The following is a 22,393-nucleotide window of genomic DNA, read 5'->3' as shown; positions in this document are numbered from 1 at the left end:
GTCTCTAAGATAATGATGAATTGGTTTTTTCAGTCATATTAAGCACATTCAATAAACATGAATATCAGAACCCCATAAATTAAAAATAGTTTCTGTTCAGTTCACTTTATTGGCTATTATCACCCTATAACGTTTTTAATATTAAGTTGAAAATTTAAATCACTTTATGTGGACCAAAACATTCATAGTGAATAAATTGTTTATCTATCCCCATATCTAATAACTGCTTCGCGACATATTGCATAAAGGCGACTGGGCCACAGAAATAGAAATGCATTCCTTCTGTTTTCAACGCCTCATTCAGAACCGTCAGATCCATAAAACCTTTGTGTTGATAATGAATACCTTGTTGATCTTCATCCCTTGGTTCGCGATACCAAATTGTGCCAGCAAAATTCGGCATTGCTTGCGCGATCGCTGCGACTTCATGGCTAAACGCGTGATGACCGCCGTGTTCCGCCGCATGTAACCAATTAATCGGGCTATTGTGATTTTGCTGGTGGAGGTGATACAACATGCTCATCATGGGAGTCAGGCCAACCCCCGCAGAAATTAAAGTAACCGGCGTTTCTGGTTTAATATCAAGGAAAAAATCACCGCGTGGGGCGGTCAGCCAGACGGTATCGCCTTCTTGCATCTTATCGTGCATATGGTTGGAAACGATTCCTTGTGGCTCACGTTTAATCGCAATCCGGTAGCTGGAGCCGTTTGGTGCTGCCGTTAGTGAATACTGGCGAATTTCTCGGTTAGCAAAACTATCATCTTGCAGATAAATACTTAGATATTGGCCAGGCTTATAGTCCATTACTTTCCCACCATCTTGTGGTGCAAATTCAAAGCTGCAAATGACCTCACTTTTTACTTCTTTCCGGTTGATACGGAATGGGCGTAAACCACGCCAGCCACCATCTGTTAATTCACCACTATGATAGATTTGCTCTTCACGATTGATAAAAATATCAGCGAGCACACCGTAAGCTTTTCCCCAGGCGTCCAGAATTTCATTTCCCGGCTGGAACATTTCATTCAACGTTGCCAGCAGGTGAGTACCGACAATCTGATAATGCTCTGGTTGAATATTCAAACTCGCGTGTTTATGAGCGATCTTTTCCACTGCGGGTAGTAGTACCTTTAAGTTATCAATATTGGCTGCATAGGCGCAGATCGCATTGAACAAGGCTTCACGTTGATCGCCGTTAAGCTGATGGCTCATATTAAAGATGTTTTTCAACTCAGGATTATGTTTAAACATCCGCTCATAGAAATGTGCTGTCAGTTTTGGGCCAGTCGCGGAAAGTAGGGGAATAGTTGATTTGACAGTTGCAATAGTTTGGTTATCCAGCATGGTGAAGCTCCTGAATTTCTTTCAAGTGGGTAATGAAAGTTATAACATGTAATTTAAATGCAACTTATACCCTTTTGGGGACTTTGTAAATATAACGTGTGGTCTTTATGGTGAAAAAAATGCCCCTAAAAGATATTTACACTAAGGAAAGGACTACTTTAGGTCATAAATTCCGACAAAATGAGGAAAAATGTAGCGTAATTTTCATTACACTATTTAGAACCGATACCTTGCTTGTAATGGATATGCAATCGTTTGCGTAAAATATTTTGTCAAGACTATCTCATTCGGTGAAAAGGGTTTACACTGTGTGCCATTCGGCCCTTTGGGGGTGTTGTTTGAAGAGAAGTTAGCTGAGTCAGGAGAACCCAATGTTAAAGCGTGAAATGAATATTGCTAGTTATGATCCCGAACTATGGCAGGCGATGGAGCAAGAAGTTGTTCGTCAGGAAGAACATATCGAGTTAATTGCTTCTGAAAACTATACCAGCCCAAGAGTTATGCAGGCACAGGGCTCTCAACTTACTAACAAATATGCTGAAGGTTATCCGGGTAAACGCTACTACGGTGGTTGTGAATATGTAGATGTTGTTGAACAATTAGCTATCGATCGTGCTAAGGCACTGTTTGGTGCTGATTATGCCAACGTTCAGCCACATTCTGGTTCTCAGGCGAATGCGGCAGTTTATATGGCTTTGCTGCAACCGGGCGATACGATTCTGGGGATGAATTTGGCACATGGTGGTCATTTGACTCACGGCTCTCCGGTTAACTTCTCTGGTAAGTTATACAACGTTGTGCCTTATGGTATCGATGAAAGCGGTAAAATCGATTATGACGATATCGCGGCACAAGCTGAAAAACACCAGCCAAAAATGATTATCGGTGGTTTCTCGGCTTACTCCGGTGTGGTTGATTGGGCAAAAATGCGTGAAATTGCAGACAGCATTGGTGCTTACCTGTTCGTTGATATGGCACACGTTGCTGGCCTAATCGCCGCAGGAGTGTATCCTAACCCGGTTCCTCATGCTCACATCGTTACTACCACGACGCATAAAACACTGGCGGGTCCACGTGGTGGTTTGATCTTGGCAAAAGGTGGCGACGAAGAGTTGTATAAAAAACTGAACTCTTCTGTATTCCCTGGTTGTCAGGGGGGGCCTCTGATGCATGTGATTGCAGGCAAAGCGGTGGCATTGAAAGAAGCAATGGAACCAGAATTCAAAGCGTATCAACATCAGGTTGCTGATAACGCGAAAGCGATGGTTGAAGTGTTTTTGGCTCGTGGTTACAAAGTGGTTTCTGGTAGTACAGAAAATCACTTGTTCCTGCTGGATCTGGTTGATAAAAACATCACTGGTAAAGATGCCGATGCTGCATTGGGTCGTGCAAATATCACGGTAAACAAAAATAGCGTACCTAATGATCCGAAGAGCCCATTTGTGACTTCTGGTGTGCGTATTGGTACACCTGCGATTACCCGCCGTGGCTTTAAACAAGCCGAAGCACGTGAATTGGCTGGCTGGATGTGTGATGTATTGGACAACATCAATGATGAAGTGACCATTGAAATGATTAAGCAGAAAGTTTTGGCTATTTGCGCAAAATATCCGGTTTACGCATAAATTAAAATTTTAATATACCCTATGGATTTCAAGATGCATCGCGACGGCAAGGGATTGAATCCCTGGGAGCATAGGTAACTATGTGACTGGGGTGAGCGAGTGCAGCCAACAAAGAGGCAACTTGAAAGATGACGGGTATAGCTCATTACAAAACCTGTTCCGGCTAACATCGTTTGCTTAAGTGAGATATTGAGGAGTGATGCGTGGATTTTCCCCCCGGGGGATATCCACTTCAAGATAACTCTCAATATCTTAATTTCTTGAGCTAATCAAGTTAGTTAAGGGCGGGTTTTTTTGCATTTTTTACCAGGGAGGACTAATGGTTATTCGATCGACGCGCTGGCTGGCGTTAGATTACTTCACATATTTCTTTTCTTACGGGATATTTTTACCTTTCTGGGCAATCTGGCTACAGGGTGAAGGTATAGAGCACGATATGATAGGGGTTCTATTGGGTGCAGGCTTGATTTCCCGTTTTTTGGGCAGTTTATTAATTGCACCTACAGTTAAAGATCCCGCAAAACTTATTTTTGCGCTACGTATATCAGCATTGATAACCTTTGTTTTCATTGTTGGCTTTACATTAGGAAATCATTGGGCGTGGCTCCTGTTCGTCATGGTTGGCTTCAATCTATTTTTTTCGCCGATGATGCCACTGAGTGATGCGCTGGCGGGAACATGGCAAAAGCAATTTCCTTTTGATTACGGCAAGATACGGGTTTGGGGTTCAATTGCCTTTATTATCAGTTCAGCATTAACCGGGGAATTAATCTCTGTCTGGGGACATCGTGCCATCCTCATCACGATATTGTTTAGCGTCTTCTCTACGCTGTTGGTGACATTGCTTAGGCCCTCTATCATGCCGGTTGGTGAAACCAAATCTGCCAAAGTGGATGTCGTGTCATTTAAACAGTTGTTGTCTGAAAAATCGGTACGTCGATTCCTATTATGTGTGGCTTTATTGCAAGGTGCCCACGCGGGATATTACAGCTTTAGTGCAATTTACTGGGAAAACGCGGGCTATTCTGCCTCGGTAGTCGGTTATCTTTGGTCATTGGGCGTAGTGGCTGAAGTCATTATTTTTACTCTGAGTAATCAATTATTTCGGCGCTGGAGTGCCCGTAATCTTCTGCTGCTTTCCGGTATCTGTGGTGTTGTTCGTTGGGGATTGATGGGAACATACACTTCATTGCCGGTGTTAATTATCGTCCAAATCTTGCATTGTGGTACGTTCACTGTCTGTCATTTGGCAGCGATGCGTTTTATCGGTGCGAGAAAGGAAGGGGAAATTGTGCGTTTGCAAGCGGCCTATTCTGCACTGGCAATGGGGGGCGGTATCGCTGTCATGACGGTAATTGCAGGATTTATGTATGATTATCTGCACAGTGGAATTTTCTGGATGATGGCCTTAGTTGCTTTTCCTGCTATCTTCTTGCGACCGCAGGTTAAAGCTCATAATTATTAACAACATAAATTTAGTTTCTTACAATATTTTTGTAAGAAACTAAATACCTCAATAATATTTTTATGAGATATCATGTCGAATAAATTAACAATAAAAGATATCGCTCGCTTGGCTAATGTCAGTAAATCAACCGTCTCGCGAGTATTAAACAATGAGAATAGTGTCAGCCCACAAGTACGTGAAAGAGTTGAAACGATTATCCAACAAAATAATTTTATTCCTTCTAAATCAGCAAGAGCGATGCGAGTAAAGAGTGACAAAATCATTGCTTTAATTGTGTCGCGTCTGGGATCTTTTTCAGAAAATTTATCGATAAGTGCCATGTTACCCCTGTTTTACCAGCATGGTTACGACCCCATTATTATGGAAAGTAATTTTGATCCACAGCTTTTACAGGAACATCTACGTCAGTTGGCATTACGTCATGCAGATGGCATTATTTTGTTCGGTTTTACTGGATTGTCAGAAGAGTCTCTCTTCCCTTGGCGTGACAAAATGGTGGTATTTGCTCGTGAATATACCGGTTTTTCTTCTGTATGTTATGACGATATTGGTGCTGTCCGTTTATTGATGAATGAATTCTATCGGCGGGGGCACAGAGAGATTAGTTTTCTTGGTGTAGATGATTGTGATACCACGACAGGTTTTCTTCGCCATCAATCCTATCTGGCTTGTTGTGAACAGCAAGGTTTGCGCCCGCTTTCTGTTCAATGTGATTTAAGCTATCAGAGTGGGTTTCAACATATTAATAAGGTATTGAGAGAGAAAACGACAGCTTTAATCTGTGCAACCGATAGTTTGGCATTAGGTGCATATAAATATTTGCAGCAAAATAGTCGGGAAGATATACAAATAGGTAGTATTGGTAATACACCTTTATTGAATTTTTTATACCCTAACACGGTTTCTATTGATTTGGGTTATAGTGAGGCTGGTAAATATGCATCTGATCAATTAATTTCTCAAATAAATCGTCAATACTTCAAACAAAAAGTAATCATTCCGAGTAAGTTGGCTTAAAAATAAAAAATATTTCCGTTTCAATGTGATCTTCAACCCATTTTTGGGAACGTTCCCATGACAAGCATAACCAAATGATATTAGGATGAAATTAGTTTACTAAGCATGCTAATTAGTAATTGATACTAACTTATGATGACTGGCTATTATGAAAAACAAAATAAATTCTAAAGATATAGAAAAACTAATTACATTAATCGGTGGTTGTGAAAATATAGCCAGTGTAACTCATTGTATTACCCGATTGAGGTTTATATTAGTTGAACCAGTTAAAGCCAAGCCGGATGAGATAAAGAATTTATCGATGGTTAAAGGCTGTTTTACCAATGCTGGGCAATTCCAGGTAGTGATAGGCACGAATGTTGGTGATTATTATCAGGTTTTAAATCGTTATCTTGACCAATCTGAATTGAATAAAAAAGATAAACAGCAGGTTGAGAAGAAAAACATGAAATGGCAAGAGCGTTTCATTTCTAAGTTTGCAGAAATATTTTTTCCTCTCTTACCAGCATTAATTAGCGGTGGGCTTATTCTAGGTTTCCGTAACATTATTGGTGATATTCCTTTTAGTGAAGGCAAAACTTTAGCTCAAATATATCCTATTTGGAAAACGATATATGATTTTTTATGGCTGCTAGGAGAGGCAATATTTTTCTATCTGCCAGTGGGTATTTGTTGGTCGGCGGTTAGGATGATGGGTGGAACACCGATATTGGGTATTATATTGGGAGTAACACTGGTCTCTCCACAATTAATGAACGCTTATCACATAGGGCAACAAATCCCTGATATATGGAATTTCGGCTTGTTCACGATTGGGAAAGTGGGTTATCAGGCGCAGGTTATTCCGTCACTTTTGGCGGGTATTACTTTGGGGTGGATTGAGGTTCAGTTAAAGCGGGTGGTTCCTAGTTATCTCTATTTGGTGATTGTTCCGGTCGTTTCGTTAATATTGGCAACCTTTTTAGCACATAGTCTTATTGGACCATTTGGTCGGTTACTGGGTGATGGGGTAGCTTGGGTTGTGAAGGCGTTGATGACCGGAAGTTTTGCTCCTATTGGTGCAGCTTTATTTGGATTCTTTTACGCGCCGTTGGTGATTACCGGCATACATCAGACCACATTAGCCATAGATATGCAGATGGTTCAAAGTATAGGTGGAACACCGATCTGGCCTATTATTGCATTATCCAATATTGCTCAGGGATCGGCGGTTGTTGGTATTATTTTAGTCAGTAAGAAGCATAATGAACGTGAATTATCCGTACCTGCGGCTATCTCCGCCTATTTGGGTGTGACTGAGCCGGCAATGTACGGTATTAACATTAAATATCGATTCCCTATGCTCTGTGCCATGATTGGCTCCGGTTTAGCTGGGTTGATTTGTGGGTTGAGTGGTGTATTGGCAAACGGTATTGGTGTGGGTGGTCTGCCAGGTATTCTTTCGATCAAACCGCAATTTTGGCTAATTTACGCATTAGCTATGTTTGTCGCCATCATTGTTCCGTTGATTCTCACGACTGTTGTTTATCGCAGGAAGAATATGGCCGGTATGTTAGCGGTTGAATAATGCGGCTAAATCTTCACAAGTAACAGATATAAAAATAACCATGTGGTTATTCAATTCATGGTTATTTAATTCAGGAAATATATTGATAAGGTGTTTTTGATGGACAAAATCATTCCGTGGTGGTTACAAGGTGTCATCTATCAGATATATCCTAAGAGTTTCCAGGATACGACGGGTAGCGGAACGGGCGATCTTAACGGCATTACTTACCGGCTTGATTATTTGAAGAAACTGGGCGTAGACGCTATTTGGGTGACGCCTTTTTACCTCTCACCACAGGTAGATAATGGTTATGATGTCGCTGATTATTATGCGATTGATCCGGCTTACGGCTCAATGGATGATTTTAAGCGTTTGGTTGATGAGGCACATCAACGTGATATCCGTATCATCGTGGATATTGTTTTCAACCATACATCGACTCAACATCCGTGGTTTAAACAAGCACAGGATATTGATAGCCCTTATCGGCAATATTACATTTGGCGGGATGGGGTACCTGGAACCCCGCCTAATAATTGGTTGTCGAAATTTGGTGGCAATGCTTGGGCGTGGCATGAAGCAAGCCAACAGTATTATTTGCACCTGTTTGCTGTTGAGCAGGCTGATCTAAATTGGGAACATGAGCCAGTACGGGCTGAATTGAAAAAGATTTGTGAATTCTGGGCTGGCCTTGGTGTTGATGGCTTCCGTCTGGATGTCATTAACTTGGTTTCTAAACAGCAAGACTTCCCTGAGTCAACTCAGGGGGATGGGCGTCAGTTCTACACCGATGGCCCGCGTATTCATGAATTTCTGCAAGAAATGAACAGAGAGGTATTCCAGCCTGCCGGAGTGATGACGGTTGGGGAAATGTCTTCTACTTCACTGGAACATTGTCATCGCTATTCTTCATTGGATGGTGAAGAGTTGTCGATGGTTTTTGCTTTTCATCACTTAAAAGTCGATTACCCCAATGGTGAGAAATGGGTTGCAGCGCCACCTGATTTTATTGAATTGAAGAAAATTTTTGCCAAGTGGCAGCAAGGTATGTACGAACGGGCATGGAATGCGCTGTTCTGGTGTAATCACGATCAACCGCGTATTGTTTCACGCTTTGGCGGTGAAGGTGTTTGGCGGGTGCCGTCCGCTAAAATGTTAGCAATGGTACTGCATGGTATGCAGGGAACCCCTTATATCTATCAAGGAGAAGAGCTGGGGATGACTAATCCTCACTTTTCTCATATTGAAGAGTACCGGGATATAGAAAGTTTAAATATTTATCAAGAGAAGATTGAGCAGGGCAATGATAAACAGCAAATCTTATCGGTCTTAGCGAAGAAATCTCGTGATAATGGGCGAACGCCAATGCAGTGGGATACGACTGCTAATGCAGGGTTTACTCAAGGAGAGCCGTGGATAGCGCTGAATAGTGATTATCAGGATGTGAATGCTGAAAATGCGATGCAGGATGATGATTCAGTTTTCCATTGTTATGCACGTTTAATCAAGCTGCGTAAGGAATATCCTGTATTGACTTATGGCAGCTATGAAGACTTATTACCATCTCATCCTTCTCTTTGGTGCTATGTGCGTCGTTGGGAAAATCAGACGTTGTTGGTTATTGCTAATCTCAGTGTTGAAGTGCAGAAATGGTCGCTGGACGCTTCTTTATCCGATTGCTCATGGGTTAAATTGATGGGGAACTATCCTGAAAACCATGTACCTGCAAAAGATATGCAGCTACAGCCTTATGAAGCCGTTTACTGGTTAGCGGAGTAACAACGGTCTTTGTTGTTAGTTAAATGAATCGTAAGGTAGACCGCGTTTTTTGCGGTCTACCTAAATTACCATCCGTCAATTCTTATTTAGGATTTACTGGAATTAACGTTTCAATGCTTCTGATAATTCATCACGCATTTCAGCCAAAATATCTTTAACAACGCGTGGATTACCTGCAACAATGTTGCCGGAATGAATATAATTATGACCGCCAACGAAATCAGTTACGATACCGCCAGATTCACGAACTAACAGTTCGCCACCCATAAAATCCCACGGTTTTAGGCCAATTTCAAAGTAACCATCCACCCGACCAGCCGCAACATAAGCCAGATCCAGTGCGGCGGAGCCTGTACGACGGAAGTCAGCACAACGAACAAATAATTTACCTAAAGTATTAATAAAAACAGTGGAATGATGTTTTGCTTTAAATGGGAAACCTGTTGCCAGAATGGTGCCATCCAGATCACGGGCATTGGTACCACGTAGACGGTAGCCATTCAACTGTGCCCCTTGACCTCGGGTTGTGGTGAAAAGCTCATTACGCATTGGGTCATAAACAACTGCAACTTCAGTACGGCCTTTAATGCGTACCGCAATAGAGACGGCGAAGTGAGGGAGGCGTTTGATAAAGTTAGTCGTGCCATCCAGTGGATCGATTACCCATTGAATATCAGCCTCTTCGCCTAAAAGCTCGCCACTCTCTTCGGTAATAATCGAGTGTTTAGGATAAGATTTGCGAATAACGTCGATAATGAGTGCTTCTGCGGCTTTGTCAACATTGGTAACAAAATCGTTACTGCCTTTTTGGCTAGCTTCAACCGCATCGGGAGTTTCATAATTTTTGGCAATTAGGTTGCCGGCTTTACGCGCTGCGCGTATGGCGATAGTCAGCATCGGATGCATGGGATATCTTCCACCAGGATGTTAAAGAACGGGTAATTAATCGGCGCGTAGTATAGCAGTAATTCGGAAAAATGACTAATGCTGTGTTAAGATATTTGATTCTTATAACTATCCAGACTATTCAGAAGTTGTCATGTTAGAAAATATCCGCATTATCCTGGTTGAAACTTCCCACACCGGAAATATGGGGTCAACCGCCCGGGCAATGAAAACAATGGGATTAACCAATCTTTATCTGGTTAATCCTTTAGTTCAGCCAGACTCTCATGCGATTGCACTTTCTGCGGGTGCTAGTGATGTTATTGGTCATGCGACGATTGTCGATAGTTTGGATAAAGCGCTGGCGGGTTGCGGCTTGGTGATTGGGACCAGCGCCCGTTCAAGAACGTTATCATGGCCGATGGTTGAACCTCGTGAATGTGGTGAACGTAGTGTTCAACAAGCTGAACATGCGTCGGTTGCCATTGTTTTTGGCCGTGAGCGGGTAGGGTTGACCAATGAAGAATTGCAGAAGTGCCATTATCACCTGAATATCCCAACTAACCCGGAGTACGGTTCATTAAATCTGGCAATGGCGGTTCAGCTTGTCAGTTATGAAATCCGTATGGCCTATTTGGCGCGTCAGGATAAAACTGAGCAAAAAACTGATGAAGTGGAATATCCATTAGCTGATGATATGGAACGCTTTTATCATCATCTTGAATGTGTGTTAAATGATTCGGGTTTCATTAGAAAAGCACACCCAGGTCAAATAATGAATAGATTGAGACGCCTTTTTACCCGTGCCCGGCCTGAAATGCAGGAACTGAATATTCTGCGTGGCATCTTGTCCTCCGTTGAAAAATGGGCGAAGAAATAGTTGAGTAAATTACTAGGTTAAATAGTTGACTAAAATACTCAGGAATGACACAATTTCTTCATATTTCACCACGGGGTAATTCATTTATGAGATTGACATCTAAAGGGCGTTATGCAGTAACTGCCATGCTTGATGTGGCGTTACACTCACAAGAAGGTCCGGTACCATTGGCCGACATTTCTGAACGTCAGGGTATTTCCCTCTCCTATCTTGAACAGTTATTTTCTCGCCTGCGCAAAAATGGTCTGGTTTCAAGTGTCCGTGGTCCGGGTGGTGGTTACTTATTGGGCAAAGATGCCAGTGAAATTGTTGTTGCCGAAGTGATTTTCGCAGTTGATGAATCAGTAGATGCTACCCGTTGTCAGGGTAGAGAAGGGTGTCAGGGCGGTGATCGCTGTCTGACTCATGCTTTATGGCGCGATTTAAGTGATCGTATTACCGGTTTCCTGAGCAGTATCAGTTTAGAAGAATTGGTCAATAACCAAGAAGTATTGGATGTTGCTGGTCGCCAGGATAACGATAAACGCCGTGCACCTAACGGCAGAGCACAAGAAACAATTAATGTCAATCTGCGCCCATAAGCAGAACTTGTGATGAATTGAAGTATTAGAAGTAGGGAGCATGTGACCAATGAAATTACCCATTTATTTAGATTACTCAGCAACGACACCGGTTGATCCGCGTGTTGCTGAAAAGATGATGAACTATCTGACCAGGGACGGGATATTTGGTAATCCCGCTTCTCGTTCACATCGTTTTGGCTGGCAGGCTGAGGAAGCGGTTGATATTGCCCGTAATCAGATTGCTGATTTAGTGGGTGCGGATCCGCGAGAAATTGTTTTTACTTCTGGCGCAACGGAATCTGACAATCTTGCCATTAAAGGGGCGGCTAATTTTTACCAGAAAAAGGGCAAACACATCATCACCAGCAAAACCGAACATAAAGCGGTGCTGGATACTTGCCGTCAATTGGAACGTGAAGGGTTTGAAGTTACCTATTTGGCACCTCAAAGCAACGGGTTGATTGATTTAAACGATCTGGAAGCTGCGGTGCGTGATGACACCATTCTGATTTCTATCATGCATGTTAACAATGAAATTGGCGTGGTACAGGATATTGCTGCTATCGGTGAAATGTGCCGTAGTCGCGGTATCGTTTTCCATGTTGATGCTACTCAGAGCGTAGGCAAGCTGCCAATTGACTTAACCAAATTGAAAGTCGATCTGATGTCTTTCTCCGCCCATAAAATTTACGGGCCGATGGGGATTGGCGCACTGTACGTTCGCCGTAAACCCCGCATTCGTATTGAAGCACAACAACATGGTGGCGGTCATGAACGTGGGATGCGTTCTGGTACTTTGCCTGTTCATCAGATTGTGGGTATGGGTGAAGCTTACCGTATTGCCAAGCAGGAAATGGAGAGTGAATCTCAGCGTCTGCGTGGTCTGCGGTTGCGTCTGTGGCAGGGGATCAAAGATATTGAAGAGGTCTTCCTTAACGGGGATTTAGAGCACGGTGCGCCGCATATTCTGAATGTCAGCTTCAACTATGTTGAAGGTGAATCACTGATGATGTCATTAAAAGATCTGGCGGTTTCTTCGGGTTCTGCATGTACTTCTGCCAGCTTGGAGCCTTCCTACGTATTGCGTGCGTTGGGAATGAATGACGAACTGGCTCACAGCTCTATCCGTTTCTCTTTAGGGCGCTTTACGACAGAAGAAGAGATCGACTACGCCATTGAATTGATTCACAAATCTATTGGCCGCCTGCGTGAACTTTCTCCGCTGTGGGAAATGTTTAGACAAGGTGTGGATCTAAATAGTATCGAATGGTCTCATCATTAATCAGACGGTTTCAGGAGTAATAACATGGCTTACAGCGAAAAAGTAATTGATCACTATGAAAATCCACGTAACGTCGGTTCTTTCGATAGTGAAGATCCAATGGTTGGCAGCGGCATGGTTGGTGCCCCTGCGTGTGGTGATGTGATGAAACTGCAAATCAAAGTCAATAATGAAGGCATTATTGAAGATGCGCGTTTCAAAACTTACGGTTGCGGTTCTGCGATTGCTTCCAGCTCTTTAGTTACTGAATGGATGAAGGGCAAATCTCTGGAGCAGGCAGAAGCGATTAAAAATACTGAAATTGCCGATGAATTAGAATTGCCGCCAGTGAAAATCCACTGTTCTATTCTGGCTGAAGATGCGATTAAAGCAGCGATTGCGGATTACAAAAGTAAACGCCAGGGCAGATAATTGCCCTTGATAATAACAAAATAGAAAAAAATTTGGTGGATACGGGATACGGGTTGTTACATACCATCCGGTATCCGCCTTTGCTGGTTTTAATAAGTGAGGTTGTTGTATGTCAATTTCCCTTACAGAAAGTGCCGCACAACGCGTTTCGTCATTCCTGAGTCACCGTGGAAAAGGTGTTGGTTTGCGTCTGGGCGTCAGAACATCAGGCTGCTCAGGTATGGCCTATCTGCTTGAATTTGCCGATATGATTAACGAAGATGACACTGTATTTGAAGATAAGGGTGTCAAAGTTATCGTAGATGGCAAGAGCATGGTCTATCTCGATGGTACGGAATTGGATTTTGTTAAAGAGGGCCTTAACGAAGGCTTTAAATTCAACAACCCAAATGTTTCCAGCGAATGTGGTTGTGGAGAGAGTTTTAACGTTTAATTCCGTTTTTCGGCCAAATCCAGAGTAAGTTTAGATTATGGACTATTTCACTTTATTTGGGCTGCCGGCTCGTTATACTGTTGATCGAGAACAACTGGCAAGCTGTTATCAAGAATTGCAGCGTCAGTTTCATCCGGATCGCTTTGCGAGTCAGCCAGAGCGTGAAAAAACGCTGGCATTGCAGCAGGCAGTGACTATCAATGACGGTTATCAAACGCTTAAACATCCACTGAAACGCGCTGAATATATGCTCTCTCTGCATGGTTTTGATTTAGCCAATGAACAGCACACCATGAATGACAATGCTTTCCTGATGGAACAGCTTATGTTGCGGGAAGAATTGGAATGTATTGCGGACAAAGCTAATCCAGAAGTGGCATTGGCTGATTTCGCTGCGCGCCTGAATGGGATGATTAAAACCCGTAGTCAGCTAATGGTGCAGCAATTGGATGAACAGCAGTGGGAACAAGCAGCCGATACGGTGCGTAAATTACGTTTTTTGGATAAATTGCAACAGCAGGTTGAGCAACTAGAAGAACGTTTACTGGACGACTTTTAAGGAAGGCGTATATGGCTTTATTACAAATTAGCGAGCCGGGTTTATCCGCTGCACCACATCAACGTCGTTTAGCTGTCGGTATTGATTTAGGCACGACACATTCATTAGTTGCCACTGTTCGCAGTGGGCAAGCGGAAACATTGATGGATAGTGAAGAGCGTTACCTGCTTCCTTCGGTTGTTCGCTACCATGAAAAGGGTCCTGAAATTGGTTGGCTGGCCCGTCAACAGGCTGCGTATGATCCTGCGAATACCATCAGTTCAGTAAAACGTATGATGGGACGCTCTCTGGCTGACATTCAGCAACGTTATCCAAATCTTCCTTATCAATTTCAAGCGAGTGAAAACGGGTTACCGTTAATTAACACCGCAACGGGTTTGGTCGATCCCATTCAGGTTTCCTCGGATATTCTTAAATCGCTGGTGCAGCGTGCAGAAGAAACACTGGATGGTAAGCTTGATGGTGTTGTGATCACTGTTCCGGCCTACTTTGATGATGCACAGCGTCAGGGAACAAAAGATGCGGCGCGTTTAGCCGGGTTACATGTTTTGCGCTTACTTAATGAACCGACTGCGGCTGCGATTGCTTATGGACTGGATTCTGGTCAGGAAGGTGTGATCGCCGTTTATGATTTAGGTGGCGGAACATTTGACGTTTCTATTCTCCGGCTAAGCCGCGGTGTCTTTGAGGTGTTGGCAACGGGTGGTGATACAGCCCTTGGCGGTGATGATTTCGATTTAATACTGGCTGACTGGATCCGTGAACAAGCGGGGATTGGCAGTCGAGATGACCATAGTTTGCAACGCCAGCTACTGGATATGGCTACTCAGGTAAAAATCGCCTTGAGTGATGCTGATATTGCAGAGATAAACATTGCTGGCTGGCAAGGTAAAATCACCCGTTGCGAATTTGAAGCCCTGATAACCCCGTTGATAAAACGGACTTTACTGGCAAGTCGCCGGGCATTGAAAGATGCAGAAGTCTCTGCGGATGAGGTTCTACAGGTGGTTATGGTGGGTGGTTCGACCCGTGTGCCGTTGGTTCGTCATAGGGTTGGCGAATTTTTTGGCCGCGAACCGCTGACTTCCATTGATCCAGATAAAGTGGTGGCTGTGGGTGCTTCGATTCAGGCGGATATTCTGGTGGGTAACAAGCCAGATAGCGACATGCTGCTGTTGGATGTGATTCCGCTTTCACTTGGGCTGGAAACGATGGGGGGCTTGGTTGAAAAAATTATCCCGCGTAACACGACCATTCCGGTTGCCAAAGCGCAGGAATTCACCACCTTCAAAGACGGCCAGAGTGCAATGAGTATTCATGTGGTGCAAGGGGAAAGAGAATTGGTAAGTGATTGCCGTTCGCTGGCCCGTTTTACCCTACGTGGTATTCCGCCATTACCGGCTGGTGGGGCCCATATCCGGGTCACTTTCCAGGTAGATGCTGATGGCTTGTTGAATGTCAGTGCGCTGGAGAAATCCACTGGTGTCGAAGCTTTTATTCAGGTGAAGCCTTCCTATGGCTTATCTGATGAAGAAATTGCTCGTATGATAAAAGATTCTATGGCAAATGCTCAGGAAGATATCAATGCACGCCAACTGGCAGAACAAAAAGTTGAAGCGGCGCGGGTACTGGAAAGTGTCACCAGCGCGTTAGAAAAAGATGCCGATCTACTGAATGAACAAGAACAGGCGGCAATTGATGCTGCCGTAGAAACACTTATAACAAGCGTTCAGGGCAATGATCCTGAAATTATTGAAAACGCGATTAAACAACTGGATAAGCAAACGCAGGAATTCGCTGCACGTCGGATGGATTCATCTATTCGTCGAGCGTTGGCGGGCCATTCTGTGGACGAGATTTAATTATGCCGAAAATTGTATTTTTACCTCATAACGATCTTTGCCCTGATGGTGCAGTTCTGGAAGCCAAAGAGGGGGAATCCATTCTGAATGTTGCATTGCGTAATGGGATTGAAATTGAGCATGCTTGTGAAAAATCCTGTGCTTGCACAACTTGCCATTGCATCGTTCGTGAAGGTTTCGATTCACTGGAAGAGAGTTCTGAACTGGAAGATGACATGCTGGATAAAGCTTGGGGGCTGGAACCAGAAAGTCGTCTGAGTTGTCAGGCTAAAGTTTCTGACGAAGATTTGGTGGTAGAAATTCCAAAATACACCATTAACCATGCCCGTGAGCACTGATTGGCAGGAGAAAAATAAATGAGCCTGAAATGGTCTAACAGCCGTGAAATCGGTGAAGCGCTATATGACAAATTTCCAGAGGTAGATCCAAAAACCGTTCGCTTTACTGATATGCATCAGTGGATTTGCGAGCTGGACGATTTTGATGATGTAGCTGAGAAATCCAATGAAAAGATTTTAGAATCGATTCTGCTCGTTTGGTTGGATGAGTTTGAATAACAAATAGCATTAATTTGTTATTTATCTGTCATCGTTTTAAGTTAGGCTGCTCTTCAATGAAAAACTGGCTTTGGCCGGTTTTTTTGTAGGGTGAATATCTGGCAGGCGAAGAATTATGTAGGTAATACCCAATGGATTTCAAGATGGATCGCGACGGCAAGGGAACGAATCCCCGGGAGCATAGGTAACGATGTGGCCGGGGTGAGCGAGTGCAGCCAACAAAGAGGCAACTTGAAAGATAACGGGTATAGAAGCTTGAATAAGCTCCTCACTGCCATCAAGCGGTAATAATAAGAGGTGAGAAAAGAATGACTAAACAAATCATGCCAATAACACTGTCTTATGAACCAGCAGCAGCTTGCTGGGGTGAAAAAGCGCTGATTAGTTCCAGTGAGCAAGGGGTGATGGTTCACCTGGTTGGTAAAGGTAAATTAGGGGCAGTGCAACGTGCTGGACGTAAAATTGACGGGCAGGGAATTCGTCATGTGGCTCTGGTGGGTGAAGGTTGGGATTTAGAGAAAAGTTGGGCTTTCTGGCAAGGCTTCCGTGCGCCGAAAGGTAATCGTTCTATTGAATGGCCTCAATTACCTGCGGCTGAAAAACAGGAATTGGAAAGCAGAATTAAAATTATTGATTGGGTGCGTGACACCATCAACATGTCAGCGGAAGAGCTTGGGCCGGAACAATTGGCGAAGCGTGCGATTGACCTGATGTGTGGTATGGCTTGTGAATCAGTAAGTTATCGCATTATTAAAGGCGAAGATTTACGTGAGCAGGGTTATACGGGTATTCACACCGTTGGCCGTGGTTCTTCGCGTGATCCTATTTTGTTGGCGTTAGATTACAACCCAACTGGCAACCCGCAAGCGCCGGTGTTTGCCTGTCTGGTAGGTAAAGGCGTCACATTTGATACTGGCGGCTACAGCCTGAAACAATCTTCCTTTATGGATTCCATGAAATCGGATATGGGGGGAGCCGCAACTCTGACAGGTGCATTGGCGCTGGCAATCAGTCGTGGCTTGAAACAGCGAGTTAAACTGTTCCTCTGCATAGCGGATAACATGGTCAGTGGTAACGCCTTTAAACTGGGTGATGTTATTCATTACCGTAATGGCAAATCTGTTGAAGTGATGAATACGGATGCGGAAGGTCGTCTGGTGCTGGCTGATGGTTTAATTGATGCCAGCAAAGAGAAAGCGAAATTAATCATTGATGCGGCAACCTTGACTGGTGCAGCGAAAACGGCTGTGGGTAATGACTACCACTCTGTACTCAGCTTTGATGACAAACTGGCGGATGATCTGTTGACGGCGGCTGCATCCGAGAATGAACTGTTCTGGCGTTTACCATTAGCTGAATTCCATCGTAGCCAACTGCCCTCGAATTTTGCTGATTTGAACAACGTTGCTGCGTCACCGCATACTGCGGGTGCCAGTACCGCGGCGGCTTTCCTGTCTCACTTTGTGGAAGAATACCAAAAAGGTTGGATTCACATTGATTGCTCGGCAACTTATCGTAAATCTGCGGTAGAACATTGGTCCGCTGGGGCAACGGGTTATGGAGTTCGTTCAATTGCTAATTTATTGTTGGCGAAGGCGAAATAAATTTATTTTATCTAAAAAACTGATTGGAGATTTTTATGGGTTCATTAAGTGAATTAATTTCGGTTGAAATTGATGTTCCAAGTGGTAGTAAGCTAACGCTTAGCCAACCGGAAGAATATCCTTCACCGCTCATTGAAGCTTTAGTCAGTTTATTTAGCCAACGTAAACCTGTTCGCCGTGCTTTTATCATTCAGGTTCATGATAAAAATGTGGATGAAAACCCCAATTTATTAATTGGACTGGAAATAAATGGCACCGCAGACGAAATTGAGCAACTGATCCATGAAGCGGGCACTATTGCTTGTGAATACACATCGGAAGAAGAGCCGATTGACTTCTGTTTAGTTGATGAAAAAGAGAGTGGCATCAGCCATTATTTGATTCAGCATACTCAGCCATTTTACCAGCGTAAATTAGGCAGTTGGTTACGTGAAAGCATTCCGGTTATGAATAAGTGATTATTTAGCGGGTGATAATATATACCCGTCATCTTGAAAGATAACGGGTATAGCAGCTTTATCTGTATCTGGTAGTCAAGCTCAATAACTTTTACCAGGTTTTTAACTTGAAAAGCCGACCAGATTCTCCTTCGTCATGCAGTTGAAGAACAATTTCTGTACTGTCAAACACTGGCAGCTCTTTAGGAGATCTAGTAGGAAGATCTGAATCTATTAGTGTGATAACAGACTGAATACCTAATTCAACGTAATCGCGTAAAATAGCCAATAAATTCTCTTTCTTTCTATTATCCAAAGACTCGAATACTCCATCATGAAAGGCAAAATGAGGAAATTTCTCACCTTTATGAACTCTTAGTACAGCTAAATCAAAAGCGATACATAGCAGCTTTCTATAAGTATGTCCTAAATCTGCACTCGTTGCGTTGCCTGATTCATCAAGAATTTCCGCTTTAAATTGCAAGTGTCCCTCTCGATTTGGAGATACACTGAGCAATGCTTTACGGCTAATGACAGTATCAACAATTTCACTAAAATAGAGCCGAATTTGAGAGAAAATGCTAGCTTGATCGGAGTTCTGAGACTCAACATTATTCTCAATTTTGGATTGTAAATGACTACACTCTTCGGAAAGCGATCGAATTTCAGTTCTAAGCTCTTGCAACTTGTGTAGATGTGCCTTTTGTCTCTCTAGAGTTTCAATATCTGCACGTAAGGAAACGAGTTCTCTTGAGAGAATTTTATATTTGGAAAAAACCTCTGTGTCACTTAAGAATGACAAACTTTTCGAACGACGTGTTCCTAGTTCGTTTAGCCTAGTGTTTATGATTCTCAATTTGGCTTCAATTTCTGACTTTTCTTCGGTCAGATATCCAAATCGTTCTTCAGTTATCGCTTTATTAAATCCTAACAGTTGTTCGAAGTCCTTTTTTATCTGACCGCTAAAAAGCACGCCTGCCTCATTGAAAAGCTTTTCAGCTTCTTCAGTATTGAATAAAACTTTATCCTCCTCTAAGGATTTTAGGATTTTCTTTCTATTCTGATTTAACGAATATCTTTCCTGATTAAGACTTGCGATCTCTTCATCTATCTCTTCAACAAGTACTTTTGTTTTCTCTTTGTCTTGTTGTCGAAAATCAAACGCATCAAGAAGTTCCTGTTTCTTCTCCGCATCTTTCTTCTTTAATAGCAAAATACCTTCAACTTTACTGATGTCTTCGAGTGACCCCCCCAACTCTTTCTTTACCGCTTTTTCAGTTGTCTGTTTCTCTTCCAGAGCTTTTTCTTTTTTATAGTGTTCTTTTATAAGCTCTGCATTAAATCCGAGTATATGAGAGAGATAGGGCTTCCATGATGCATCTTTGGAACGAAACTTTCTCAATTGGAAAACATCGCTATAATCATCCTGAGATCGAATAAGGTATCCAAGACTATTGCGATAACTCCAGGGTTTTATCACGCTAAGATCAAGTAAACTATCTAGCAGCTCTTTGGCTTTATCAAAAGAGACATCTTCATGATCCCATTGATCTGTAGGCAAAAGAGAGTAATCTTGATTTTTTTCTTGATGTTTCTTGAAGCATATCTTCGAGGGTTGGGCAACATCCCTACGGATAGTCAAGAAACTTGAATCTTTTAGTTCGATCTCAAGAAAAAAGACAAACTGATTAAATATGTCAGGGTGTTTAAATAGGAAAAAGTCTGTATTTCGCCTAGATAATAGTGCGAAGTCTATCACACGACCCAATGTGCTTTTCCCTAGATTATGTGTGTCTTTTTCTTTGTTTTCTGGGAGCCGAATTTCACCATATATAACATTAAGCCCTTCGTGAAAAGCAATGGGCTCAAAAAGAGATGGCTTGTTTGAATAAATCTTAGATAGTTTCATTGTTATTAGCTACATATTCAATGGCATCAGTTTTAGGACGATATTCAATGATACCCATAATAAATAAAAAGTTTAGAGCTGGGAGAAACAATACATCACCACCGGAAACTGCTTTCTTTGTATAGCTCAGCAGGTCGCTATAATTCTCAATTCTCAATCCTTTAAGACGTGAAATAATAATCAAAGCAACATTGATTACTGTTCTGTCTGGATGGGAATGTTTAGTTGGTCGCAGCATATTCTTCTTCACTACCGATGTCGCAATTCCAATACATGTAAAAAAGCATTATTTTAGTAAGTCGTCTATGCTTTTTTAGAACAGGATCCCTTCCAAAAAGAAGATCGAAAAGGTAATTCATTACGCTATCAAAGTTTTGATATTCCTTTCTTTTTGCAATTATTTTAAGTTGAAACTCTTCAACTACATTTTCATAGAGCTGCATAATTTCTGCATTTTCCGGTGCAGCCAGAAAAGCTTTAATTTGAGCTGTCTCTTTCAGATATCTCCTTCTTAATATTTCAGCATATTCGTTGCTCATGTTGTTAATTTGGTTTTTCTGACTATAGGGTATTCTGGGGGTTGGTGGATCGTCTTTCGTAGATAAACCTTTTTTTGCTGAGCCGCTAAAGCGTATACAACATCAGAAAGAGCGTCGGGGCTTACGATTAAAGGGGAGTCCACCGGATCAAGAGCAGCTCTCCCAGCAACCTTCGGAAAAGATTTAAGCCATGTTTCCAATAATTCTATACCACAAAGGCAAATAGAGGATTCGGGTATATCGCACTTTTTTGCTAAATAGGATCTTATCTCACTTTCTGCATTACCTGCCAGCCGCCTGTTAGAAAACAACATGTAGTGATCTAATTGTTTCGCATTTCGTAGCTTTTTAATCCTGACAATTTCTTTACTTAAAACACTTGAGTTGCCATCAGGGTTGTAGAAATCAGACTCCGAAAAGAGCTTGTTGTACCCGTTAGTATGTTTTGCTTGGATAATGATGGTGCCACTCCAAGGTGCAGATATGCTGGGATAAAGAGCGCTGGTACCTATAAACTTGGCATCTCTGCCGCCATCGGGGCCTTTCGAGAAGCCTTGTACGGCAATCCCATGTAGTTCTTGGCATAAAAAAACGATCAGTTGCTCAAATTGGTCGTCACCCAAATCTTCATAAGCATACTTCATTTATCTATAAATTCCCCTGTTGGTTTAATAGGGATAATTTCAAGCCGCATTCCAATCGCATTTAATGATGAACACGGAGTTCTTATGGTCGGATTCCTGTTGCTGAGAGTGCTTTGTAGAGAGATTCTCTAGATAAACCAGTCTCTTTGGCAATAAAGGAGAATCCACCATGCGCCTTGGCAACTTGTCTTGCAGTTTCCAGTAACAAACGAACATCTTGAGTTTTCCTGCTCTCATTCAATTCTGGGTTAAGGTGTCCAATAGCACTCTTGTTTTTTACAGATTTACCCAATTTTCCTACCCCCCTTTTAACTTGTTATCAGAAGTTAGTGTACTGTAGCTTAAAAGATATAAACTATAAATAGTAATCTTAGCTAAAAAACTGGGATAGTCTATTCATCAATAGGCTATCCTTTAACTATAATGAATAAACTAAAAATCAGAAAGTGATAATTATAATCCAATTTTATTTTATATATAATAGGATAATATTAAATCGGAGATTTAAATTAATAAATTAAAAACTAAGAAAATAATAGTAAAATTCAATGCCAAAGATAATAACGAAACAAATAAATTCAAATCCTGACAACCTGTAAATAACTCGGCTCCTACATTATATATTAACCTCTTGTCTTTTAAATAAATAAAATAGTTTTCAATTGACATTTCTATTTTTTACAATAAATCTAATTTTATTTTTTCAGAAATAAACTTACAGAATAGATAAAGTGTTCGTTACCTGTTAATACGAATTTTCCTTATTTTTTAGATTGTTTTAATAGTCACTTAATAAAATTATTAATAAATGATTTTATAAAAATTTTTAAATTCACTATATGAATAGTTAAATAGATAATAATTTTATAAGAAAACATTGATAAAAATTAGCAATATTTTTTTGCCTTAAATAGCTATGTTATACAAAACAATTGTTTATTTGTTTTATGCTATTTTTATCACGTTTATATTAAATAACTTTTCAAAATAGTAGAACACTTGGAGGGAACTCAGTCCAATTTTTGCAATCTGATCAATTGTA

General features: G+C 42.0%; 21 protein-coding genes and 2 pseudogenes. 16 read left to right on the top strand and 7 right to left on the bottom strand.

Translation table 11 applies throughout. From position 1 onward, the window contains the following. Positions 1 to 154: 154 nt before the first annotated feature. A pseudogene (gene hmpA, locus PluTT01m_RS16995) lies at positions 155 to 1,348 on the bottom strand (NO-inducible flavohemoprotein); the annotation flags it as partial. A 368-nt stretch (positions 1,349 to 1,716) separates the two neighbouring features. Here hmpA and glyA point away from each other — a divergent pair. The 5 genes from glyA (at position 1,717) to treC (ending at position 8,786) form a co-directional block, all read left to right on the top strand. Next, positions 1,717 to 2,970 (top strand): serine hydroxymethyltransferase, encoded by a 1,254-nt coding sequence (gene glyA / locus PluTT01m_RS16990; protein ID WP_011147486.1) that lies wholly within the window; start codon positions 1,717 to 1,719, stop codon positions 2,968 to 2,970. 319 nt (positions 2,971 to 3,289) lie between these two features. Continuing rightward, entirely contained in the window at positions 3,290 to 4,435 is a 1,146-nt protein-coding gene (locus tag PluTT01m_RS16985) for a 3-phenylpropionate MFS transporter (RefSeq protein WP_011147485.1), read from the top strand. Positions 4,436 to 4,507: 72 nt separating this feature from the next. Further along, positions 4,508 to 5,455 (top strand): trehalose operon repressor TreR, encoded by a 948-nt coding sequence (treR, locus tag PluTT01m_RS16980; protein ID WP_011147484.1) that lies wholly within the window; start codon positions 4,508 to 4,510, stop codon positions 5,453 to 5,455. Between the two features lie 148 nt (positions 5,456 to 5,603). Next, entirely contained in the window at positions 5,604 to 7,025 is a 1,422-nt protein-coding gene (gene treB, locus PluTT01m_RS16975; RefSeq protein WP_011147483.1) for a PTS trehalose transporter subunit IIBC, read from the top strand. Positions 7,026 to 7,124: 99 nt separating this feature from the next. Beyond that, positions 7,125 to 8,786, top strand: coding sequence for an alpha,alpha-phosphotrehalase (gene treC, locus PluTT01m_RS16970; RefSeq protein ID WP_011147482.1), 1,662 nt, complete (start codon positions 7,125 to 7,127; stop codon positions 8,784 to 8,786). A gap of 102 nt (positions 8,787 to 8,888) precedes the next feature. Here the strand turns inward: treC and suhB are convergent, their stop codons facing one another. Beyond that, positions 8,889 to 9,692 carry an inositol-1-monophosphatase gene (suhB, locus tag PluTT01m_RS16965; RefSeq protein WP_011147481.1) on the bottom strand — a complete coding sequence of 268 codons (804 nt, stop codon included), beginning with the start codon at positions 9,690 to 9,692 and terminating at the stop codon, positions 8,889 to 8,891. Between the two features lie 133 nt (positions 9,693 to 9,825). Between suhB and trmJ the strand changes: the two genes are divergently transcribed. The 11 genes and pseudogenes from trmJ to PluTT01m_RS16910 all read left to right on the top strand — a co-directional run. Continuing rightward, positions 9,826 to 10,551: a tRNA (cytosine(32)/uridine(32)-2'-O)-methyltransferase TrmJ gene (trmJ, locus tag PluTT01m_RS16960; RefSeq protein ID WP_011147480.1), complete on the top strand. Its 726-nt coding sequence runs from the start codon at positions 9,826 to 9,828 to the stop codon at positions 10,549 to 10,551. 86 nt (positions 10,552 to 10,637) lie between these two features. Next, positions 10,638 to 11,132 (top strand): Fe-S cluster assembly transcriptional regulator IscR, encoded by a 495-nt coding sequence (gene iscR / locus PluTT01m_RS16955; RefSeq protein ID WP_011147479.1) that lies wholly within the window; start codon positions 10,638 to 10,640, stop codon positions 11,130 to 11,132. 49 nt (positions 11,133 to 11,181) lie between these two features. After that, on the top strand, positions 11,182 to 12,396 hold the full coding sequence (locus PluTT01m_RS16950) for an IscS subfamily cysteine desulfurase (protein ID WP_011147478.1): 1,215 nt from the start codon (positions 11,182 to 11,184) through the stop codon (positions 12,394 to 12,396). Positions 12,397 to 12,420: 24 nt separating this feature from the next. Next, positions 12,421 to 12,807, top strand: coding sequence for a Fe-S cluster assembly scaffold IscU (gene iscU, locus PluTT01m_RS16945; RefSeq protein ID WP_011147477.1), 387 nt, complete (start codon positions 12,421 to 12,423; stop codon positions 12,805 to 12,807). A 109-nt stretch (positions 12,808 to 12,916) separates the two neighbouring features. Continuing rightward, positions 12,917 to 13,240, top strand: a complete 324-nt coding sequence (iscA, locus tag PluTT01m_RS16940) for an iron-sulfur cluster assembly protein IscA (protein ID WP_011147476.1) — start codon at positions 12,917 to 12,919, stop codon at positions 13,238 to 13,240. A gap of 37 nt (positions 13,241 to 13,277) precedes the next feature. Beyond that, on the top strand, positions 13,278 to 13,799 hold the full coding sequence (hscB, locus tag PluTT01m_RS16935; protein WP_011147475.1) for a co-chaperone HscB: 522 nt from the start codon (positions 13,278 to 13,280) through the stop codon (positions 13,797 to 13,799). A gap of 11 nt (positions 13,800 to 13,810) precedes the next feature. Next, complete coding sequence (gene hscA / locus PluTT01m_RS16930) at positions 13,811 to 15,661, top strand: Fe-S protein assembly chaperone HscA (RefSeq protein WP_011147474.1); 1,851 nt, start codon at positions 13,811 to 13,813, stop codon at positions 15,659 to 15,661. A 2-nt stretch (positions 15,662 to 15,663) separates the two neighbouring features. Next, positions 15,664 to 15,999: an ISC system 2Fe-2S type ferredoxin gene (gene fdx, locus PluTT01m_RS16925; protein ID WP_011147473.1), complete on the top strand. Its 336-nt coding sequence runs from the start codon at positions 15,664 to 15,666 to the stop codon at positions 15,997 to 15,999. An 18-nt stretch (positions 16,000 to 16,017) separates the two neighbouring features. Next, a complete protein-coding gene (iscX, locus tag PluTT01m_RS16920; RefSeq protein WP_011147472.1) occupies positions 16,018 to 16,218 on the top strand; it encodes a Fe-S cluster assembly protein IscX in 201 nt (66 codons plus the stop codon). A 308-nt stretch (positions 16,219 to 16,526) separates the two neighbouring features. Further along, positions 16,527 to 17,822, top strand: a complete 1,296-nt coding sequence (pepB, locus tag PluTT01m_RS16915) for an aminopeptidase PepB (protein WP_011147471.1) — start codon at positions 16,527 to 16,529, stop codon at positions 17,820 to 17,822. Between the two features lie 65 nt (positions 17,823 to 17,887). Continuing rightward, a pseudogene (locus PluTT01m_RS16910) lies at positions 17,888 to 18,280 on the top strand (enhanced serine sensitivity protein SseB C-terminal domain-containing protein); the annotation flags it as partial. A 91-nt stretch (positions 18,281 to 18,371) separates the two neighbouring features. On the opposite strand, the gene PluTT01m_RS16905 reads toward PluTT01m_RS16910, so the two are convergent. The 5 genes from PluTT01m_RS16905 to PluTT01m_RS26150 all read right to left on the bottom strand — a co-directional run bounded on the left by PluTT01m_RS16905 (position 18,372) and on the right by PluTT01m_RS26150 (position 21,643). Further along, positions 18,372 to 20,168: a DUF2326 domain-containing protein gene (locus tag PluTT01m_RS16905; RefSeq protein ID WP_011147469.1), complete on the bottom strand. Its 1,797-nt coding sequence runs from the start codon at positions 20,166 to 20,168 to the stop codon at positions 18,372 to 18,374. Continuing rightward, on the bottom strand, positions 20,155 to 20,406 hold the full coding sequence (locus PluTT01m_RS16900; RefSeq protein ID WP_011147468.1) for an ABC-three component system middle component 8: 252 nt from the start codon (positions 20,404 to 20,406) through the stop codon (positions 20,155 to 20,157). The genes PluTT01m_RS16905 and PluTT01m_RS16900 overlap by 14 nt, the downstream gene beginning before the upstream one ends. After that, positions 20,390 to 20,740 carry an ABC-three component system protein gene (locus tag PluTT01m_RS27660; RefSeq protein ID WP_324251490.1) on the bottom strand — a complete coding sequence of 117 codons (351 nt, stop codon included), beginning with the start codon at positions 20,738 to 20,740 and terminating at the stop codon, positions 20,390 to 20,392. Before PluTT01m_RS27660 ends, PluTT01m_RS16900 begins: the two co-directional genes overlap by 17 nt. Continuing rightward, complete coding sequence (locus PluTT01m_RS16895; RefSeq protein ID WP_011147466.1) at positions 20,704 to 21,351, bottom strand: hypothetical protein; 648 nt, start codon at positions 21,349 to 21,351, stop codon at positions 20,704 to 20,706. Before PluTT01m_RS16895 ends, PluTT01m_RS27660 begins: the two co-directional genes overlap by 37 nt. A gap of 82 nt (positions 21,352 to 21,433) precedes the next feature. Further along, on the bottom strand, positions 21,434 to 21,643 hold the full coding sequence (locus PluTT01m_RS26150) for a helix-turn-helix domain-containing transcriptional regulator (RefSeq protein WP_011147465.1): 210 nt from the start codon (positions 21,641 to 21,643) through the stop codon (positions 21,434 to 21,436). Between the last annotated feature and the right edge of the window lie 750 nt (positions 21,644 to 22,393).

The organism is Photorhabdus laumondii subsp. laumondii, from assembly GCF_003343245.1.
Taxonomy (GTDB): domain Bacteria; phylum Pseudomonadota; class Gammaproteobacteria; order Enterobacterales; family Enterobacteriaceae; genus Photorhabdus; species Photorhabdus laumondii.
Note: the sequence above shows the minus strand (reverse complement) of the source record. Positions and strands in the feature narration are given on the sequence as shown.

Excerpts from the sequence above, each read along its gene's own strand:
- glyA (WP_011147486.1), top strand. The coding sequence starts at position 1,717 with ATGTTAAAGCGTGAAATGAATATTGCTAGTTATGATCCCGAACTATGG.
- pepB (WP_011147471.1), top strand. The coding sequence starts at position 16,527 with ATGACTAAACAAATCATGCCAATAACACTGTCTTATGAACCAGCAGCA.
- suhB (WP_011147481.1), bottom strand. The coding sequence starts at position 9,692 with ATGCATCCGATGCTGACTATCGCCATACGCGCAGCGCGTAAAGCCGGC.
- treB (WP_011147483.1), top strand. The coding sequence starts at position 5,604 with ATGAAAAACAAAATAAATTCTAAAGATATAGAAAAACTAATTACATTA.
- PluTT01m_RS16900 (WP_011147468.1), bottom strand. The coding sequence starts at position 20,406 with ATGCTGCGACCAACTAAACATTCCCATCCAGACAGAACAGTAATCAAT.
- PluTT01m_RS16895 (WP_011147466.1), bottom strand. The coding sequence starts at position 21,351 with ATGAAGTATGCTTATGAAGATTTGGGTGACGACCAATTTGAGCAACTG.
- fdx (WP_011147473.1), top strand. The coding sequence starts at position 15,664 with ATGCCGAAAATTGTATTTTTACCTCATAACGATCTTTGCCCTGATGGT.
- PluTT01m_RS16905 (WP_011147469.1), bottom strand. The coding sequence starts at position 20,168 with ATGAAACTATCTAAGATTTATTCAAACAAGCCATCTCTTTTTGAGCCC.
- hscA (WP_011147474.1), top strand. The coding sequence starts at position 13,811 with ATGGCTTTATTACAAATTAGCGAGCCGGGTTTATCCGCTGCACCACAT.
- iscA (WP_011147476.1), top strand. The coding sequence starts at position 12,917 with ATGTCAATTTCCCTTACAGAAAGTGCCGCACAACGCGTTTCGTCATTC.
- hscB (WP_011147475.1), top strand. The coding sequence starts at position 13,278 with ATGGACTATTTCACTTTATTTGGGCTGCCGGCTCGTTATACTGTTGAT.
- PluTT01m_RS16985 (WP_011147485.1), top strand. The coding sequence starts at position 3,290 with ATGGTTATTCGATCGACGCGCTGGCTGGCGTTAGATTACTTCACATAT.
- treR (WP_011147484.1), top strand. The coding sequence starts at position 4,508 with ATGTCGAATAAATTAACAATAAAAGATATCGCTCGCTTGGCTAATGTC.
- iscX (WP_011147472.1), top strand. The coding sequence starts at position 16,018 with ATGAGCCTGAAATGGTCTAACAGCCGTGAAATCGGTGAAGCGCTATAT.
- iscU (WP_011147477.1), top strand. The coding sequence starts at position 12,421 with ATGGCTTACAGCGAAAAAGTAATTGATCACTATGAAAATCCACGTAAC.
- trmJ (WP_011147480.1), top strand. The coding sequence starts at position 9,826 with ATGTTAGAAAATATCCGCATTATCCTGGTTGAAACTTCCCACACCGGA.
- iscR (WP_011147479.1), top strand. The coding sequence starts at position 10,638 with ATGAGATTGACATCTAAAGGGCGTTATGCAGTAACTGCCATGCTTGAT.
- PluTT01m_RS16950 (WP_011147478.1), top strand. The coding sequence starts at position 11,182 with ATGAAATTACCCATTTATTTAGATTACTCAGCAACGACACCGGTTGAT.
- treC (WP_011147482.1), top strand. The coding sequence starts at position 7,125 with ATGGACAAAATCATTCCGTGGTGGTTACAAGGTGTCATCTATCAGATA.